Raw genomic sequence first — 16,728 nt, 5'->3', positions numbered from 1 at the left:
TCCGAATGATTATTCGGAGCCCAGCTTTTTATGGCTGATAGCTGGATATCTGAATCAGATTTCCGCAAGTATCATCGAAAGTTGCGACAAAGACAGTGCCTGCGTCCGTTGGGCCTTGCGTGAAGTGCACACCCAAGTCGCTCAAGCGCTCATATTCGGCTTGAACATCATCGACGGCAAACGAGGTGATGGGGACACCATCAGCTTTGAGCGCTTCTCGATATGGTCCAACAGCCCTGTGGGCCGCAGGCTCCAGCAGAAGCTCGGGCCCATTTTCCTGATCAGGTGCGACAAGGGTCAGCCAACTGTAGGGGCCGACTGGCACATCATGCTTAACCTTAAAACCCAAAATGTTTGTGTAGAACTCTTTGGCTTTTTCTTGATCATCAACAAAGACGCTAGTGATGTATACGCGCATTCCCTTAGTCCTTAGCTTTGCTCCATATATCAGTGACTCTCAGCTTTCCATACTGTGAGCATTTCTCAAGGCCTGAGCGCAGGCCTGACGTATGCCACACACTGACTGACTAATCCAACTCACACCTAAGCGCTGAGGTGCCCGCGGCCTCAAACACGCAGAAATTGTCGGTGAGAGAGTCGAGGGAATATTGGCGAAAATTCCCTTATTTCAGCGCTTGGAAACCGCGAAAAGTATGTCAATACCCACAATGAGGACTTATTTGTAACACCTCGTAATATTGAGTGTGGCGGAGATTAGCGATCACCCTAGCCTTAAAGACATGTCTAACTCCGCACCATCATCCAAACTCCCTAAATGGATGACCAGCTTCGGGCCGCAAATCATTGCAGCACTGATTGTCGGTCTCGTTCTGGGTCTTATTGCAAAGTACACCGGTAGCACCGCCGAGGAACCAAACGGGCTAGGTCGATTCCTTTCGATCATTGGCTCAAGCTACGTTTCTTTGCTTCGCACCGCAGTAATCCCCCTGATCTTCTTCGCAGTAGTGGCGTCTATCGCCAACCTTTCCAAGGTCACCAACGCCGCACGTTTGGCATGGCAGACCCTACTGTGGTTCGCAATTACCGCACTGGTCTCCGTAACCATCGGCATGCTCCTGGGCGTAGTATTCCAGCCAGGCGCCAACACCGGCCAGAGCGCCCCAGCAGACTACGAAGGCAAAACCGGCGATTGGCTCGGCTTCCTTACCGGTCTAGTGCCATCGAACTTCCTCGGCTTGGGAGCGAGCACCACTATTGCAGATGGTGCAGCCACCACCTCGGTCAGCTTCAACGTGCTGCAGATTCTCGTTGTTGCCATCGCCGTGGGTGTTGCCGCACTCAAGGTTGGTAAAGCTGCCGAACCATTCCTGACTTTCTCCGCTTCGGCACTGGCTATCATCCAGAAGGTTTTATGGTGGATCATCCGCGTTGCCCCGATTGGCACCGTCGGCTTGATCGGTAACGCCGTCGCTACCTACGGCTGGGACACCATTGGTGCCCTGGGTAAGTTCACCGTAGCTATCTATGTTGGCCTCGCCCTAGTGCTCTTTGCGTTCTACCCAATTTTGGTTCGCAGCCATGGCCTATCCGTCAAGCAGTACTTCTCTGGCGTGTGGCCAGCCGTGCAGTTAGGCTTTGTCTCCCGCTCGTCAATCGGCACCTTGCCTTTGACCCAGCGTGTCACCGAACGAAACCTCGGTGTACCTTCGGGCTACGCATCCTTCGCCGTGCCACTGGGTGCAACCACCAAGATGGATGGTTGCGCTTCGATTTACCCAGCTGTGGCATCGGTATTTGTCGCCCAGTTCTTCAATATCGATCTGAGCTTCACGGACTACATCTTGATTGCCATTGTTTCGGTGCTGGGCTCAGCTGCTACCGCTGGTACTACCGGCGCTGTGGTCATGTTGACCCTGACCCTGTCGACTTTGGGATTGCCACTTGCCGGTGTGGGCCTGCTTATGGCCGTAGACCCAATCATTGACATGGGCCGTACCGCGCTGAACGTTGCTGGCCAAGCCTTGGTCCCAACGATTGTGGCTAAACGTGAGGGCATCTTGGATATTGAGATGTACAACGCTGCGCGTAACGGCAACCCATTTGCTGAGGATTCCTTTTCGGATAACAACACAAACGCAGAGCCAGTAGCTACCAAATAGCTTCTGAGTACTAGCGCGAAGGCGTCCGAGCAATTGAGCTTGGACGCCATTGTCGTTAATCACCTACTCTTTAAACCAAAAGAAGTTGCACAGCGTGCAAGTTTGCACGTAGTGTAATTACGTGACTACCCTGAGCGTCGGCACTCGCCGAGAACAAAACAAACGTGCCACTAAACAGGCCATCGTGGATGCTGTTGCGCAGCTTCTCCATCAAGGATCTTCAACTGCACCGACCGCGAACGACATCGCCGACGCTGCCGGGATTTCCAGGCGCACGCTGTTCAACTACTTCTCAACAGTGGACGCCGTCTATTCCTATCCCCTGCATCAGCTGCTAGATGTCACGGTGGAAACCATGAGTGAGCCGACCGAGACTTTCACCCTGCTTGACTCGATTATGCAGGCTCTAAAATCTGACAAGGTTGCTCAGCTTCTGGGTCAGGTGGCCTACTTTGGCGCTTTTGTCATGGCCGATGAAGACAGCCGTTGCCTGCCGGCCAATGTCAGCGAATGGCAAAAGGCAACCAATGATCTCTTTGCAAAAGTCATCGCCCGCTACCCGCAAGCAGACAGTTTTTCACTGCGTGTTCTCACTCATTCAGTTTTGGGCGCTGGCCAAGCCGCCTTTGATGAATGGATGGAACACGTCCCGTCCAATGTGAACGCAAGCATGGACATCACTCCTGAGCTCATTGTTAAGTTCCACGAATTGGTAACCAAGGCAATGAACACACTGGATCAAGGATTCGCACCACCTGCGATGAACAGCATCAGCACTTCGAAGGACATCTAAGCTCATGGCATCATTCCTCTACCGCCTGGCACGGTGGGCACATCTGCACCGTTTCCGGGTCATTTCCATGTGGTTAGCAACGTTCATTTTCATCGGAATCTGCGCCAGTCTGTTCATGGGACAGCTCTCCAACACCTTCACCTTGCCCGGCACTGAAACCCAGCGAACCCTGGACCGGATGAAGGAAGAACTTCCTGATCTGGCCGGCGGCTCTGGCTCGATCGTCTTCCGCGAAAGCACCGGCAAACAGCTAAGCCCCGCTCAGCAGAAATCCATTGGCGAGTCCTTGGAGCAGCTTTCACTGCACCCACAGGTTGCTGACGCGATGAGCCCTTTTGAGCTTCAAAAGAAGCTTGATGATGCCCAGCCTGAACTTGATAAAAACAATAAGAAGCTCGTTGATGGTCAGAAGAAGCTAGAAGACGCCAAAAAGAAAATTGCTGACGGCAAGGTACAGCTCGAAGACGGTCGCGAAGAACTAAAAACCGGATGGGCACAGTACTTCGACGGCGAAAAGAAGATCAAAGATGGCGAACCTCAGATCACCGCTGCCGAAACAAAGCTGGCGGACAGTCGCGCGCAGCTGAATGCCGGACAAGCCGAACTCGACTCCGGAGCGTCCAAGCTTGCGGCCGGTGAAGCCAAGTACAACGACGGTCTAGCGAAGTACCAAGCGGGCAAGCAGTCTTATGATGCTGGCCAGGCTCAGTACACCGCGGGAGAAAACAAACTTGCCGCCGCACAAAAGCAGCTGGCTACCGGTGAACAGCAGTATGAAGCCGGAGAAAAGCAGCTTCTAGGCAACTCTTCACGAAGCGAATTCGAAGCCTCATTAGCTGCAGGAAAGAAGAAAGCACAGGCGGGCCTTTCGCAGGCGGAGGACGGACTGGCCAAGGCCACTGCCGGTATTGAACAGGCAGATGCCTCCATCAAACAGCTCAACGAGCAGATCTCGGCCACCGAAAAGGCACTAGAACAAGCAAAGAGCGATGAGGATGAACAAGCCGTTGCTCAATACACCGAAACACTAACTCAGCTCCAAGCCGGATTGGCGCAAGCTGAAGAGGGCAAGGCCACCGCGCAAGCAGGGGTCAAGCAAGCCCAAGCCGGCAAGGAAGAAGCCAATGCCGCGTTGGACCAGATTGCTCAGGGCGAAGCTGGTTTAGTCAAGCTTGATGCGGCAAAGAAAAAACTTGATGATGGCCAAGCGCAGATCACCTCGGGCCGTAAAGAATTGGACGCCAATAAGCCCCAACTCGCCGCAGCCAAGTCTCAGCTGGCTGATGCAAAGGCCGAGCTGGATAAGGCAAAGTCTGAAATTGCAGCTAACAAAGCCAAGCTGAATCAGGGGCAGGCACAGCTAGATTCTGGTTGGGCCAAGCTGAATGCTGGTCAGCAAGAATTCGACCAGAAGAAGGCCGAGTTCCTCGAAGGTACGGCGCAGCTTGCCGCGGCCAAAGCAAAGCTTGAGACCGGCGAAAAAACCATTAAGGAAAAAACTGCCGAGCTTGAACAAGGCGAAAAAGACGTAGAAAAGGGCGAAAAAGAGTTAGCCTCTGGCCAGGCCGAACTGCAGTTCGCTTCACGTCAGGTTGGCGCCAATTCGGATATGCGTTTTGTCTCTGAAGATCAGAGCACCGCCGTCTCCCAGGTCAGCTTCAAAGTGCAGACCGATGCATTAACTCCGGCAGACCGCGAACAGATCAAAGCCATCGCCGCTGGCCCGCAGGCCAATGGTGTTGAGGTGCTGTTCTCCAAGGACATCATGCAGGATATGTCTGAGGTCTTCGGCTCCTCGGAAATCATTGGTGTGGTCATTGCGGCCATCGTTCTGCTGGTCATGCTGGGCACCTTTGTTGCCGCTGGTCTCCCGCTGGTACTAGCAATACTGGGTGTGGGTGCCGGCGTTGGTACCACCATGGCCTTCTCCTCACTGATTGACATGGCCTCGATTACTCCCGCCCTCGCTTTGATGCTGGGCCTCGCGGTGGGTATAGACTACGCACTGTTCATCATTCACCGTCACCGCACGCAATTACTTGGTGGCATGGAGGTGGGTGAATCCATCGCGCGTTCGGTTGGCACCAGTGGCAACGCCGTGGTGTTCGCCGGTTTGACCGTGATCATCGCGCTGGCCGCGTTGGCAGTGCCGGGCTTGCCATTCTTGACCGTGCTGGGTCTATCGGCGGCGTTCACCGTGTTCTGCTCGGTACTGTTGAACATCACCTTGCTGCCCGCATTGCTCTCCTTGGTCGGACACCGCCTGGTTTCCAAGCGTGCCCGCAACAAGGCCGCGACGATGGTAAAGAACCCAGAAATCAAGGAGCCACTGTCCGCACGTTGGGTTCACACCGTCACCAAGTTTGCCGTTCCAGTCACGCTGTTGGTTGTGGTGCTCCTTGGGGCAATCGCCCTGCCTGCGTCCCAGATGCGCACCGCACTGCCAGATGGCAGTGCTGAACCGGCTGACTCACAGGCATTCCAAGCCTTCGAGCAGACCAGCGATAAATTTGGTGCCGGCTACAACGGTCCCCTGCTGGTCCTGGCTGATCTGCCGGAGAACCTGAACGAGCGGGATGCGCAGACCAAGTCGTTGGACGTGGCTGACAAGATCCGTGAATACGACGGAGTGGTCGCAGCCATTCCGGTCACAATGACCGATAACCACCGTTTGGCAGCCATCCAGGTCATTCCGACCGGCGGCCCCTCCTCCGAACAGACCGAGGCGCTGGTTCACCAGTTACGTGCTGACCACACCAAGATTGCGGACGCTTCCGGCGCAAGCATCGCGGTGACCGGTCAGGTGGCCGCTCAGATCGATGTGTCTGAAAAAGTCACCGCGGCACTGGTTCCTTACCTGAGCATTGTGGTTGGTCTGTCGCTGATTCTCTTGCTCTTGGTTTTCCGCTCCGTGGTGGTTCCGCTCTTGGCAACCGGCGGCTTCCTGTTGTCTTTGGCAGCGGCCTTTGGCGCGAGCACCTTGGTCTACCAGTTCGGTTGGTTCTCCAAGATCTTCGACGTCAATGTCCCCGGTCCCTTGCTCAGCTTCCTGCCGATTCTGCTCACCGGTATCCTCTTTGGTTTGGCCATGGACTACCAAGTGTTCTTGGTATCGGCCATGCGTGAACGCTACGCGCACGGTGAGCCAGCCAAGGATGCAGTTCGTTCCGGCTTCTCGATGGCGGCTCCGGTGGTTACCGCGGCAGCGTTGATCATGATCTCCGTCTTTGCCGGATTTATGTTCTCGCATCTGGCCATGCTCCGCCCGTTGGGCTTTGCCTTGGCATTCGGAGTGCTCTTCGACGCCTTCATCATCCGCATGACCTTGATTCCTGCAGTGATGCACTTGCTGGGCGACAAGGCTTGGTACCTGCCAAAGTGGCTGGACAAGATCCTGCCCGATGTTGATGTGGAAGGATCTAAGTTAAATCAGATGCTTGAGTCCGAGTACTCTGGCAACGATGATGAGCGAGATCAGGACTACACCAAGGAAAATGTCTCGGTATGAGCGATTTGAATAAATCAACAGCGCAGCTGGTTTTGGCCTCGGCTTCATGGGGACGCAAGAAAGTGCTTAGCGATGCTGGTCTGCAATTTGAAACTCAGGTTTCGAAGGTGGATGAAGATGCGGTTTTAGCCAATGCAGTCGCTCAGTTCGGTCAACAGAGTCCAGCGCAAACAGCGCAGCTACTGGCTAAGGCCAAAGCTGAAGATGTCGCAGCTGGCCAGCATCCTCAAGGCACCGTGGTGCTTGGCTGCGACTCGGTCTTTGAACTGAACGGTGTAGCCTACGGCAAACCGCACACTGAACAGGTTGCGCGTGAACGGTGGCAGCAACTAAGCGGTTCCACCGGAATTCTGCATTCTGGTCATTGGCTGATTGATCCAAATGATCCAAGCAAATCTGCTGGAGAAGTCTCCTCGACGGTCGTGCATTTTTCCACGGTCAGTGAGGCGGAGATCCAGGCTTACGTGGCCAGTGGTGAGCCACTACCTTGCGCCGGAGCCTTCACCATCGACGGACTGGCCGCAGCCTTTATCGAATCCATCGAGGGCAACTTCCAGAACGTTGTCGGTGTGGACGTATTTGTTCTACGCAAGCTTTTGACTCAAGCCGGAATCAGCATCATAGATCTTTGGAAATAATCACCGAATCACGCGCCTAGGAGCACTGCTCCTAGGCGCGTAGTTCTTTGCTGGCCAAAGTTGTCTGCGCGCTCAAACCAAACTGGCGCACCTGGTGCGTGCGGCAGTCGTGGCACTGTAGGTATTGCACAATCCCCTGGGAGGTCTGGTGACTAGATTGCACTTCCCAGAAGTGCTCATGGCTGGTCGTTGAGGATCGTTGATCAATGCTGGGGCTGTAGTTCGTTGTGGTCATAGAATCAGCATGATGTAATGTCCTTATGCAACTCAACCCTTACGGAGAGTATGCGGTTTTACTCGCTGCTTCCTTGGCAAATAACTGGCCGGAAAACCGCGATGAGATCGAAGCGCGCACTCGCGAGGTCGGCATGACCATGCCTTTTCCGCGGCGCAGTGCCGACCATAGTCAAACGCGCGCCATGATTGATGACTGGTTGCGCATCGTTGATGCGACTTCGGATGAAGAACGTGCTGAGCTATTAAATCTGCAGATGGCCCAAGCTTCCGCGTATCCACGCATGGTCAATCACGATGGAGAAGGGTGGCATCTGCACTATCGCGATAACGGGCAGAATATGCCACTGGTACTGCGGTCGGTCATTGCGGTGGGAACGGCCCTGCATCTGAGCACCCGCGGCATGCACCGATTGCGTCGATGCGAAGCCGAACCCTGCACCCAGGTGGTTGTGGATGTAACGCGCAATGGACGACAGCGTTACTGCTCGGTGCGCTGCGCCAATCGAGCTGCGGTCCGTCGCCACCGCGTGCGTCAGGCCTAAAGGTTCATCGGCAAAAGCCCACGCGGACATCCCGGACAGCAATCAAGCTTTCACTTGTAGTTCCTCCTACGTCCCCTCACGTTCAGCCGCGCCTACCCCGCTGGTTCTGCTCAGCTCCGCTGAACAGCCTTTCAGAGACCTAATATTTGTAGGATTCCTCCAAAGTTTCATCTCAAACACCCGGGTTTGGCGGGTTAACTACATATAGTTCCCACAAAAACGATAGGCTCCTAGATGAGAAACCCTATTTTTTGAAGACAGGTTCACGATGAATCAATTGACGAAGGTGCTAATCGCCAACCGCGGCGAGATTGCAGTGCGCATTATCCGTGCCGCACGCGATGAAGGAATCGAGTCCGTAGCGGTCTACGCCGACTCCGACCGCGATGCACTGCATGTGCGTTTGGCTGATGAAGCCTACGCGCTGGGCGGCATCACCGCTGCCGAGTCATACCTTCGCATTGAGAAGATCTTGGACGCTGCCGAACGCTCCGGCGCGGACGCTATCCACCCGGGTTACGGCTTCTTGTCGGAGAACGCGGAATTCGCTCAGGCAGTTATCGACGCCGGCCTGACCTGGATCGGGCCTTCGCCAGATTCCATCGATCAGCTCGGTGACAAGGTCAAGGCCCGCCACATCGCTGAGAAGGTTGGCGCTCCGCTGGTACCAGGTACCAAAGATCCTGTCGCTTCAGCTGACGAGGTCTACGCCTTCGCCGATGAGCACGGTCTGCCACTAGCCATCAAGGCTGCCTACGGTGGCGGCGGACGCGGTATCAAGGTGGTTCGCAACCGCGAGGAAATTGGCGAGCTTTATGACTCTGCAGTTCGCGAAGCCGTCGCAGCCTTCGGCCGCGGCGAATGCTTCATCGAACGCTTCCTGGACGCACCGCGCCACGTAGAAACTCAGTGCTTGGCCGACGTGCACGGCAACGTTGTTGTTGTCTCCACCCGCGACTGCTCACTGCAGCGCCGCAACCAGAAGCTGGTTGAAGAGGCCCCGGCACCATACTTGAGCGAAGATCAGATCACCCGACTCTACGAAGCGTCCAAAGCGATCTTGCGTGAAGCTAAGTACACCGGCGCTGGAACCTGCGAGTTCTTGGTAGGCCAGGACGGCGTGATCTCCTTCTTGGAGGTCAATACCCGCCTACAGGTAGAGCACCCAGTCTCCGAGGAAGTGACCGGACTGGATTTGGTTCGCGAACAGTTCCGCATCGCCCGTGGCGAAGAGCTGGGCTACACCGATCCAGAAGTTCGTGGCCACTCCTTCGAATTCCGCATCAACGGTGAAGACGCTGGCCGCAACTTCATGCCTACCCCGGGCACCATCTCCAAGATGAACCTGCCCTCGGGTCCTGGCGTGCGTGTTGACTCGGGTATCGAGCAGGGCGAAAGTGTCTCCGGTAACTTCGACTCGATGATCGCTAAGCTCATCGTCACCGGCGGCACCCGTGAAATTGCTGCAGCACGTGCCCGTCGCGCACTGGAGGAATTCCAGATTGATGGCATGGCTACAGTTCTTCCATTCCACCGTGCAGTGATGAGCGACCCAGCATTTGTTCCTACACAAGGTGCTTTCACGGTTCACACCCGCTGGATCGAGACCGAATTTGCCACCGCCATTGAACCGCACCCAATGCCAGGGGCGCCAGAGGAAGCTGAAGATTCGCAGCGCACCAGCGTCACCGTTGAGGTTGACGGAAAGCGCTTAGAAGTGACCCTTCCTTCCTCGCTTGGCTCAATCTCTGCCGGCAGCGCCGATCAAGGCGGAGCTAAGAAGAAGCGCAAGTCCAGCCGTAAGGCAGCTGCTGGCTCCAGTGCCAACAGCGCTGAGCTGCGCTCCCCTATGCAGGGAACGATCGTGAAGGTCGCCGTTGAAAATGGCGCAGAGGTAGCTCAGGGCGATCTGATCGTGGTGCTTGAAGCCATGAAGATGGAACAGCCGATCACCGCGCACCGCGATGGTGTGGTTAGTGGCCTAGAGGTAGCTCCCGGCGAGACCTTGTCTTCCGGTGCTGTGATCGCTTCGATTGGTGACGCAAGCTAGTTTCTTTCGCAAAACTGGTGGGGGTTCTTTTAAGGTATTTTCCTTGAAAGAACCCCCACCGGTGTTTAACTTTCCTGTATGGCTACTGGGCAGCAAGCCAATCGGTGAAGTTCACTTGTCCTAGCCGGGCAGAGCTACCAGGCAGGATTCCGCCAGTACGCATCGCTTTACCCATGGCACCGGGAACCGGGACTTCAACGATCTTTGGTGATTTGCCTTGGTGTGCAAGGTACTGGGCAAAAAGATCCGGCATGCTCTCTTCTTGCGGTCCGGCCAGATCCTGGACCACACCCTGAGCAGGAACCAACGCCAGCTCGGCTAGCGCGATCGCTACTTCACTGCCGGCAATCGGCTGGAGACGCATTTTTGGGGCCATTTGCACGGGGCCTGCGCCAAGGCGAGTGATGTTTTGACCCACAAATTCATGGAACTGAGTGGTGCGCAACAACGTGTATCCGCCGTCCAGCATTTGCAGCATACGTTCTTGGGCAGCTTTGCCGGCATAGTAGCCGGAGTCGATAGCTGCAGCACCGATGATGGACAGAGCCACGTGGTTCTGCACCCCGGCCTCGCGTCCGGCGCTGACCAGGTTCGCGGTGGACTGGGTGAAATAACGCATCGAAGCTGATGCGCTGGTGGTCGCGGAGCCAGAGACGTCAATGACCGATTCGCAGTCGGTCAGCCACTGCCGTACGGAGTTCTGGTTAGTCAGGTCGCATCCTGAGGAACGTGAAAGAACCAGCGGCTCATGACCAAGAGTTCTGAGTACTTCAACGACTTGGCGTCCTAACATTCCGGTGCCTCCGGCAACTGCAACGCGCATGACTGCTCCTTTTTGATCCACAGTGACTGTGTTCCCATGCTCGCACATCTATGTACGGATGCAACGAACGGAAACAACGAACTAAGGCCTGCCCAAACACCATCATGTGGTGTTTGTGCAGGCCTTAGGCGTGAAGCGCAGTTCAATTATTCAATGAATTCTTCCATGTCAACATCCGAAGTGTCTCGGGTGAGGAACAAGGCAATCAAGGTCAGTACTGCGGCAATTGAGAGGTAGATACCAACACCAACGGTGTTGCCGTCTCCGGCCTTCCACAGGGCTACTGCAACAAATGATGCAGGAGCAGCGCCGATCACCGAGGACATGTTGTAGGCAACCGCAGAGCCGGTGTAGCGAACGTTGGAAGGGAAGAGCTCAGGCAGGTAGGAAGCCATTGGGCCAAAGGTCATGCCCATCAGCGCGAAACCAACAATCAAGCCTGCCATAGCGGCTGCCTGACCTGGACCGAAGAACAAGGTCCAGGCAAGGCCGAAGACCAAGATGCCGGTAGAAACCCACATCAGGAACTTACGACGGCCGAACTTCTCAGCCAGTGGGCCGGAGACAACGGTGAAGATACCGAAGAAGACAACACCGATGATCAGCATGGTCAGGAAGGTTGGACGTTCAATGCCCAAGCCTGGAACAAATCCGGCTGCGTCAAAGGCTTTGCCCTTGGCTGCAGCAGCCGCAGAAGCCGTCTCAACGGTAGCGGGCTGGGTGCCATAGGTCAGGGTGAAGGAAGTCATCAGGTAGAACAGCACGTAGGTTGCCAGCATGATGAAGGTACCAGCCAAGGTTGGACGCCAGTGCTTCTTCATGGTCACCGCGAATGGCGACTTTACAACCTTCTTCTGATCCAGAACCTTCTGGAAGGAAGCGGACTCAACCAGCTTGAGGCGAACCCACAAACCGATGAGAACCATAACAGCCGAGAAGAAGAACGGAATACGCCAGCCCCATGCTTGGAACTGCTCTGGGGTGCTCCAGGTCTGCAGAGCCACAAAGATCAGGTTGGCAATGATGAAACCGATTGGTGCGCCCAGCTGTGGGAACGTGCCGTAGATGGCACGCTTGTTCTTTGGAGCATTTTCTGTGGCCAGCAGTGCTGCACCGGACCACTCACCACCCAAGGCCAAGCCCTGTGCAAAGCGCAGGATGACCAAAGCTAGCGGCGCCAAGATGGTCCAGTGACCGGCAGCTGGCGGCAGGAAGCCAATCAGGAATGTCGCAATACCCATGAGCAGCAGCGAGGCAACTAAGGTGCCTTTACGTCCCAGCTTGTCGCCGTAGTGACCGAAGACAATCGATCCCAATGGACGGGCCAGGAAGGCAACACCGAAAATCGCGAACGAAGAAAGGATCGCGTTGATTGCGGTGGCGTTCGGGAAGAACAGTGCTGGGAACACGAGCACCGACGCGGTGGCGTAGGCGTAGAAATCGAAGAATTCGACTGTAGTGCCAATCATGCTGGCGAATAGCACGCGTCCGCGTGAGTTCCCCTTGGGCACCACTGTCTGGTTAGCCTGCGACATTGAGGCTGCTCCTTAGAGTGAAAGTACGAGTTGGTCGGTCATTTACGAATGTCACAATCTTAAGCCTCGCTGCCCAGTATTCGGATATTGATGTCCATTATTTGGACACTAAATCCCCACCTGACGTTCACTACCCTCTTACTTCCCGGGGAAATAGCCGAATTTCGCCGTTCATATAATGAGATATGACTAGCAAAAAGAAAAGTTTTCTTCCGCTGAAGGCAGGGTCAAGGTGAAAGCAATCACTATTACTTGCGACTCCCCTTAAACAACACAAGAACGGCAGCTGAGTTGTGAAAACTCAGCTGCCGTTCTTGGATGCTAACCGGTGTTTAGAGGTGTCGGTGAAGGCGACGTGCCGCCTCGCCCAACGAACCGGACAAGGATGGGTAGACCGTGAAGGTCTCTGCCACGTCATCAACGTGCAGGCCGTTCTGAACTGCCAAGGCCAGCGAGTAAATCAGTTCACTAGCTCGCGGTGCTACCACCACACCGCCAATGACGGTGCCTGAGCCCTTGCGCGAAACGATCTTCACAAAGCCGTGCTCCACGTTCATCATCTTGGCGCGAGCGTTGGTGTTCAAGTCCACCTTGATGATGTTCGCCTGGTACTTGCCCTCAGCTACTGCGCGCTGGGTGACACCAACGGTAGCGATTTCTGGGGAAGTGAAAACGTTCGAGGCAACCAAATCCAAGTTCAGCGGCTTCACCGTGTCGCCAAGAAGGTGAGCTACGGCAATACGGCCCTGCATCGCAGCTACCGATGCTAGTGCGAAGACGCCGGTGCAGTCACCGGTGGCGTAGATGTTGGTTGCGGTAGTACGCGAAACACCGTCGACCTTGATGTGTCCAGATTCGCTGAGCTGTACGCCAGCCTCTTCCAGACCGAGGTTTGCGGTGTTGGGGATGCCGCCAACTGCAACGAGGCAGTGGCTTCCTTCAAGTACACGGCCATCGGCCAAGGTGACAAAGACCTTGTCGCCCTTGCGCTCTACGCCTTCGGCGCGAGCCTGGGAAACAACGTTAACGCCGTTTTCCTTGAAGGCATCTTCCAGCACTGCCGCTGCGTCTGCGTCCTCGCCCGGAAGGACTCGGTCACGCGAGGACACCAAGGTGACCTTGGCGCCTAGCAACTTGTAGGCGGAAGCGAACTCAGCGCCGGTGACACCAGAACCGATCACGATCAGGTGCTCTGGCACCTCGTTCATGTTGTAGATCTGGGTCCAGTTAAAAATGCGTTCGCCATCTGGCTTAGCCGTAGGCAATTCGCGTGGGTGGGCACCGACGGCCAGAAGAATGGCGTCAGCATCGATGTTCTGCTCGGTTCCATCCGGGTGAGCCACAGCGACGGTGTTCGCGTCGAGAAGACGACCTTCACCAATCACAATGCGCACGCCACCACGTTCTAGGGTGTTGCGAATGTCCGAGGACTGCTCTTTGGCCAAGGCCAAGAGTCGGTGGTTGACTACCGAGAAGTCGGTAACCGCTGAGTCGAGTCCTTCAACGTGGACTCCGAATGCTTCAGCTTGCTTTACGCGGCGCACAGCGTCGGCGGTAGCAATTAGGGTCTTGGATGGGACGACATCGGTCAGCACTGCCGAACCGCCCATGCCGGCACGTTCTACAACGGTGACGTTGGCGCCCATTTGGGCTGCTCCGATGGCAGCTTCATAGCCACCAGGTCCTCCGCCGAGAATTACTAAACGGGTTGCTTCACTACTACTGTCTGCGCTCACAATTTCTATTGTTCACCATGTGCGTTCAATGCGCACATCGAAAGCCAGATTTTGGACGTGATATTGATTCTGAAGCACTAGCTTCACCTGACAAATAGCCCCGCTACCGGTAGCGTATTGCCCGTGACTGATACGCATAATGACCCACAGGCTCTAGCAGCGCAGGCTGCACAGGTAATCGCTGAGCAGACCAACGTCGAAAAACACGACATCGCGCTAGTGCTGGGCTCCGGATGGGGCCAGGCCGCCGAATTGATCGGCGAAACCACCCACACCTTGGACGCCACCACGATTCCAGGCTTCCACGCCTCGGCCGTCCCAGGCCACAAGGGCAGCATCTCCTCGATCCTGACCTCCACCGGAAAGCGAGTGCTCGTACTGGGCGCACGCACCCACTACTACGAAGGACGCGGCGTACGCTCGGTCGTCCACCCAATCCGCACCGCTGCAGCCGCAGGATGCGAAACCCTGGTACTGACCAACGGTTGCGGTGGCCTGAATGAGAACTGGACCCCAGGCACCCCAGTGATGATCTCCGATCACATCAACCTCACGGCCACTTCCCCGTTGGAAGGCGCCACCTTTGTTGATCTGACCGATCTTTATTCTTCACGCATTCGTGAAATCGCTCGCGAAGTAGATTCAAGCCTGGATGAAGGCGTGTACGCGCAGTTCACCGGCCCACACTACGAAACCCCAGCCGAGGTGCAGTACGCCAAAACTATTGGTGCAGATTTGGTTGGCATGTCCACCGCGCTGGAAGCGATTGCCGCACGCCACGCCGGCATGGAGATCTTTGGAATGTCATTGGTGACGAACCTGGCCGCTGGCATTAGCCCAGTTCCACTGAGCCATGAAGAAGTCATCGAAGCTGGCCAGGCTGCTGGCCCGCGCATCTCCAAACTTCTAGCCCAGATCATCGCCAAGCTCTAAGTTTTTCCGGGCGGTATAGGCAAATAATGGTGTTTTTCTCAAAGGGAAATCAGTGAATCATACAGATAAGATCGAGCTGCTCGATATGGCCAGCAAATGGGCGGCCCAAGATCCGGACGCCGAGACTCAAGAAGAGTTGAACTTGCTCATCGAGCGGGTCACCGAAGGTGACGCGTTGGCCTTCGAGGACATCGCTGACCGTTTTTCTGGTGTGCTCGAATTTGGCACGGCCGGGCTGCGCGCTGAACTGGGTGCCGGTCCAATGCGCATGAACCGCGTTGTAGTTTTGCGTACCGCCGCAGGTATCGCTCGATTCCTCAAAGAGAAGGCAGCATCTGCCTATACCCCCAAAGTTGTGATCGGCTTTGACGCTCGATTTAACTCTGATGTTTTTGCCAAGGACTCAGCCGGTGTGTTCGCCGCCGCCGGCTTCGAGGTATTGCTGATGCCTTCCCCACTGCCAACACCCGTCTTGGCGTGGGCAGTGCGTGAATTTGCTGCTGAAGCAGGGGTCATGGTCACGGCAAGTCATAACCCACCACGCGATAACGGTTACAAGGTCTACGTTGGCGGGCGGATTACCGATGATTCGGGTCGTGGCGCGCAGATTGTCTCCCCTATTGATGCTCAGATTGCCGCCTTAATTGATCACCAACAGCCAGTTGCACAGATTGAGCTGGCGAACTCTGGTTGGGAAGTACTTCCCGCGCTTGGCACTGAGGGTGATATTGAGGCAGCCTACTTGGCCGCGATTCATCCGGTGATCCCAGAAGATCAGCCCGAAGGATCGTCCCGCAAGAACCTGCGCGTTGTTGTTTCTGCCATGCATGGGGTTGGTGGGCACACCATGAAACAGGCATTGATCAATGCCGGTTTTAGCGACGTTCACATGGTTGTCGAACAAGAGCGTCCAGATCCACTCTTCCCAACCGTAAAGTTCCCAAACCCTGAAGAACCAGGAGCCATTGATTTATCTTTGGCCTTGGCTCGTGAGGTGAACGCGGATCTAGTAATCGCCAATGACCCGGATGCTGACCGCTGCGCAGCAGCGATCATCGTTGGGGATACGTGGCGTATGCTGCGCGGTGATGAAGTCGGTTGGCTTTTGGGTGACCAAATTTCAAAGACTTTGCCCGAGGGCAAAAAGCTGGCTAATTCCATCGTTTCCTCCCGGATGCTGGCAGCTATTGCCAAGGACGCGGGGCGTGAGCATGAGGAAACCTTGACCGGTTTTAAGTGGATCTCACGAGTTGAAGACCTTGGTTTTGGTTATGAAGAAGCACTGGGCTACTGCGTCGCTCCAGATCTTGTCCGCGACAAAGATGGAATCTCTGCCGGTATCGCATTGGCCGACCTAGCTGCCCAGCTCAACGATGAGGGCAGCACAATATCGGCCCGCCTTGATGAGCTAGCTGCCCGTCATGGTGTGCACGTCACCGACCAATTGTCTTTGCGTTTCACGGACCTGGCGCAGATCCCTGTGTTGATGGATCGCTTCCGTCAGAACGCTCCTGAGTCCCTAGGTGGTTCGGAAGTTTCTGAGGTCACGGATCTGTCCAAGGGAACAGATAAGCTGCCGGCAACCAACGCCATTGTTTTGCACACCTTCTCCGGCGCACGCATCATCGTTCGTCCTTCGGGCACCGAACCAAAACTCAAGTGCTACTTGGAAACCATTGAACCGGTTGACCAGCTGGAACAGGTTCCTGCTGCACGTGAACGCGCCACCGCTCAGGTCCAAACCATCAAGCAGGAATTGGCAGCATACCTAAATGCCAACTAGGCTTACCCCTTCAAGACTTTCAGCTGAATG

General features: G+C 55.6%; 13 protein-coding genes. 8 read left to right on the top strand and 5 right to left on the bottom strand.

Annotated elements, in window-relative coordinates; genetic code table 11:
* Positions 1–28 precede the first annotated feature (28 nt).
* Positions 29–418: a VOC family protein gene (locus AC1Z3F_RS01465; RefSeq protein WP_131090124.1), complete on the bottom strand. Its 390-nt coding sequence runs from the start codon at positions 416–418 to the stop codon at positions 29–31.
* A 322-nt stretch (positions 419–740) separates the two neighbouring features.
* Here AC1Z3F_RS01465 and AC1Z3F_RS01460 point away from each other — a divergent pair, with 322 nt between their 5' ends.
* From AC1Z3F_RS01460 to AC1Z3F_RS01445, 4 genes are all read left to right on the top strand, one after another.
* Entirely contained in the window at positions 741–2,120 is a 1,380-nt protein-coding gene (locus AC1Z3F_RS01460; protein WP_483566400.1) for a dicarboxylate/amino acid:cation symporter, read from the top strand.
* Between the two features lie 121 nt (positions 2,121–2,241).
* Positions 2,242–2,913 (top strand): TetR/AcrR family transcriptional regulator, encoded by a 672-nt coding sequence (locus tag AC1Z3F_RS01455; protein WP_483566399.1) that lies wholly within the window; start codon positions 2,242–2,244, stop codon positions 2,911–2,913.
* 4 nt (positions 2,914–2,917) lie between these two features.
* Positions 2,918–6,421: an MMPL family transporter gene (locus tag AC1Z3F_RS01450; RefSeq protein ID WP_483566398.1), complete on the top strand. Its 3,504-nt coding sequence runs from the start codon at positions 2,918–2,920 to the stop codon at positions 6,419–6,421.
* Entirely contained in the window at positions 6,418–7,059 is a 642-nt protein-coding gene (locus AC1Z3F_RS01445) for a Maf family protein (protein ID WP_483566397.1), read from the top strand. The genes AC1Z3F_RS01450 and AC1Z3F_RS01445 overlap by 4 nt, the downstream gene beginning before the upstream one ends.
* Before the next feature lie 31 nt (positions 7,060–7,090).
* Here the strand turns inward: AC1Z3F_RS01445 and AC1Z3F_RS01440 are convergent, their stop codons facing one another.
* On the bottom strand, positions 7,091–7,294 hold the full coding sequence (locus AC1Z3F_RS01440) for a hypothetical protein (RefSeq protein WP_483566396.1): 204 nt from the start codon (positions 7,292–7,294) through the stop codon (positions 7,091–7,093).
* Between the two features lie 25 nt (positions 7,295–7,319).
* Between AC1Z3F_RS01440 and AC1Z3F_RS01435 the strand changes: the two genes are divergently transcribed.
* Together AC1Z3F_RS01435 and AC1Z3F_RS01430 are read left to right on the top strand one after the other, a co-directional pair.
* Entirely contained in the window at positions 7,320–7,838 is a 519-nt protein-coding gene (locus tag AC1Z3F_RS01435; protein WP_444612885.1) for a CGNR zinc finger domain-containing protein, read from the top strand.
* Between the two features lie 268 nt (positions 7,839–8,106).
* Entirely contained in the window at positions 8,107–9,888 is a 1,782-nt protein-coding gene (locus AC1Z3F_RS01430; protein ID WP_483566395.1) for an acetyl/propionyl/methylcrotonyl-CoA carboxylase subunit alpha, read from the top strand.
* Between the two features lie 82 nt (positions 9,889–9,970).
* On the opposite strand, the gene AC1Z3F_RS01425 is transcribed toward AC1Z3F_RS01430, so the two are convergent.
* From AC1Z3F_RS01425 to AC1Z3F_RS01415, 3 genes are all read right to left on the bottom strand, one after another.
* Positions 9,971–10,711 carry an SDR family oxidoreductase gene (locus AC1Z3F_RS01425; protein ID WP_483566394.1) on the bottom strand — a complete coding sequence of 247 codons (741 nt, stop codon included), beginning with the start codon at positions 10,709–10,711 and terminating at the stop codon, positions 9,971–9,973.
* Positions 10,712–10,857: 146 nt separating this feature from the next.
* Entirely contained in the window at positions 10,858–12,246 is a 1,389-nt protein-coding gene (locus AC1Z3F_RS01420) for an MFS transporter (protein WP_131090133.1), read from the bottom strand.
* Between the two features lie 332 nt (positions 12,247–12,578).
* A complete protein-coding gene (locus tag AC1Z3F_RS01415; RefSeq protein ID WP_131090134.1) occupies positions 12,579–13,982 on the bottom strand; it encodes an NAD(P)H-quinone dehydrogenase in 1,404 nt (467 codons plus the stop codon).
* Between the two features lie 123 nt (positions 13,983–14,105).
* On the opposite strand from AC1Z3F_RS01415, the gene AC1Z3F_RS01410 reads away from it, so the two are divergent.
* Together AC1Z3F_RS01410 and AC1Z3F_RS01405 are read left to right on the top strand one after the other, a co-directional pair.
* Complete coding sequence (locus AC1Z3F_RS01410) at positions 14,106–14,915, top strand: purine-nucleoside phosphorylase (RefSeq protein ID WP_444612883.1); 810 nt, start codon at positions 14,106–14,108, stop codon at positions 14,913–14,915.
* Between the two features lie 85 nt (positions 14,916–15,000).
* Complete coding sequence (locus AC1Z3F_RS01405) at positions 15,001–16,698, top strand: phospho-sugar mutase (RefSeq protein WP_483566928.1); 1,698 nt, start codon at positions 15,001–15,003, stop codon at positions 16,696–16,698.
* Positions 16,699–16,728: the final 30 nt, after the last annotated feature.

Source organism: Glutamicibacter sp. MOO4 (assembly GCF_056934395.1).
This window is presented reverse-complemented; position numbering and strand designations above follow the sequence as displayed.

Coding starts and splice junctions, on each gene's coding strand:
- AC1Z3F_RS01465 (WP_131090124.1), bottom strand. CDS start 418: ATGCGCGTATACATCACTAGCGTCTTTGTTGATGATCAAGAAAAAGCC.
- AC1Z3F_RS01460 (WP_483566400.1), top strand. CDS start 741: ATGTCTAACTCCGCACCATCATCCAAACTCCCTAAATGGATGACCAGC.
- AC1Z3F_RS01450 (WP_483566398.1), top strand. CDS start 2,918: ATGGCATCATTCCTCTACCGCCTGGCACGGTGGGCACATCTGCACCGT.
- AC1Z3F_RS01445 (WP_483566397.1), top strand. CDS start 6,418: ATGAGCGATTTGAATAAATCAACAGCGCAGCTGGTTTTGGCCTCGGCT.
- AC1Z3F_RS01440 (WP_483566396.1), bottom strand. CDS start 7,294: ATGACCACAACGAACTACAGCCCCAGCATTGATCAACGATCCTCAACG.
- AC1Z3F_RS01435 (WP_444612885.1), top strand. CDS start 7,320: ATGCAACTCAACCCTTACGGAGAGTATGCGGTTTTACTCGCTGCTTCC.
- AC1Z3F_RS01430 (WP_483566395.1), top strand. CDS start 8,107: ATGAATCAATTGACGAAGGTGCTAATCGCCAACCGCGGCGAGATTGCA.
- AC1Z3F_RS01425 (WP_483566394.1), bottom strand. CDS start 10,711: ATGCGCGTTGCAGTTGCCGGAGGCACCGGAATGTTAGGACGCCAAGTC.
- AC1Z3F_RS01420 (WP_131090133.1), bottom strand. CDS start 12,246: ATGTCGCAGGCTAACCAGACAGTGGTGCCCAAGGGGAACTCACGCGGA.
- AC1Z3F_RS01405 (WP_483566928.1), top strand. CDS start 15,001: ATGGCCAGCAAATGGGCGGCCCAAGATCCGGACGCCGAGACTCAAGAA.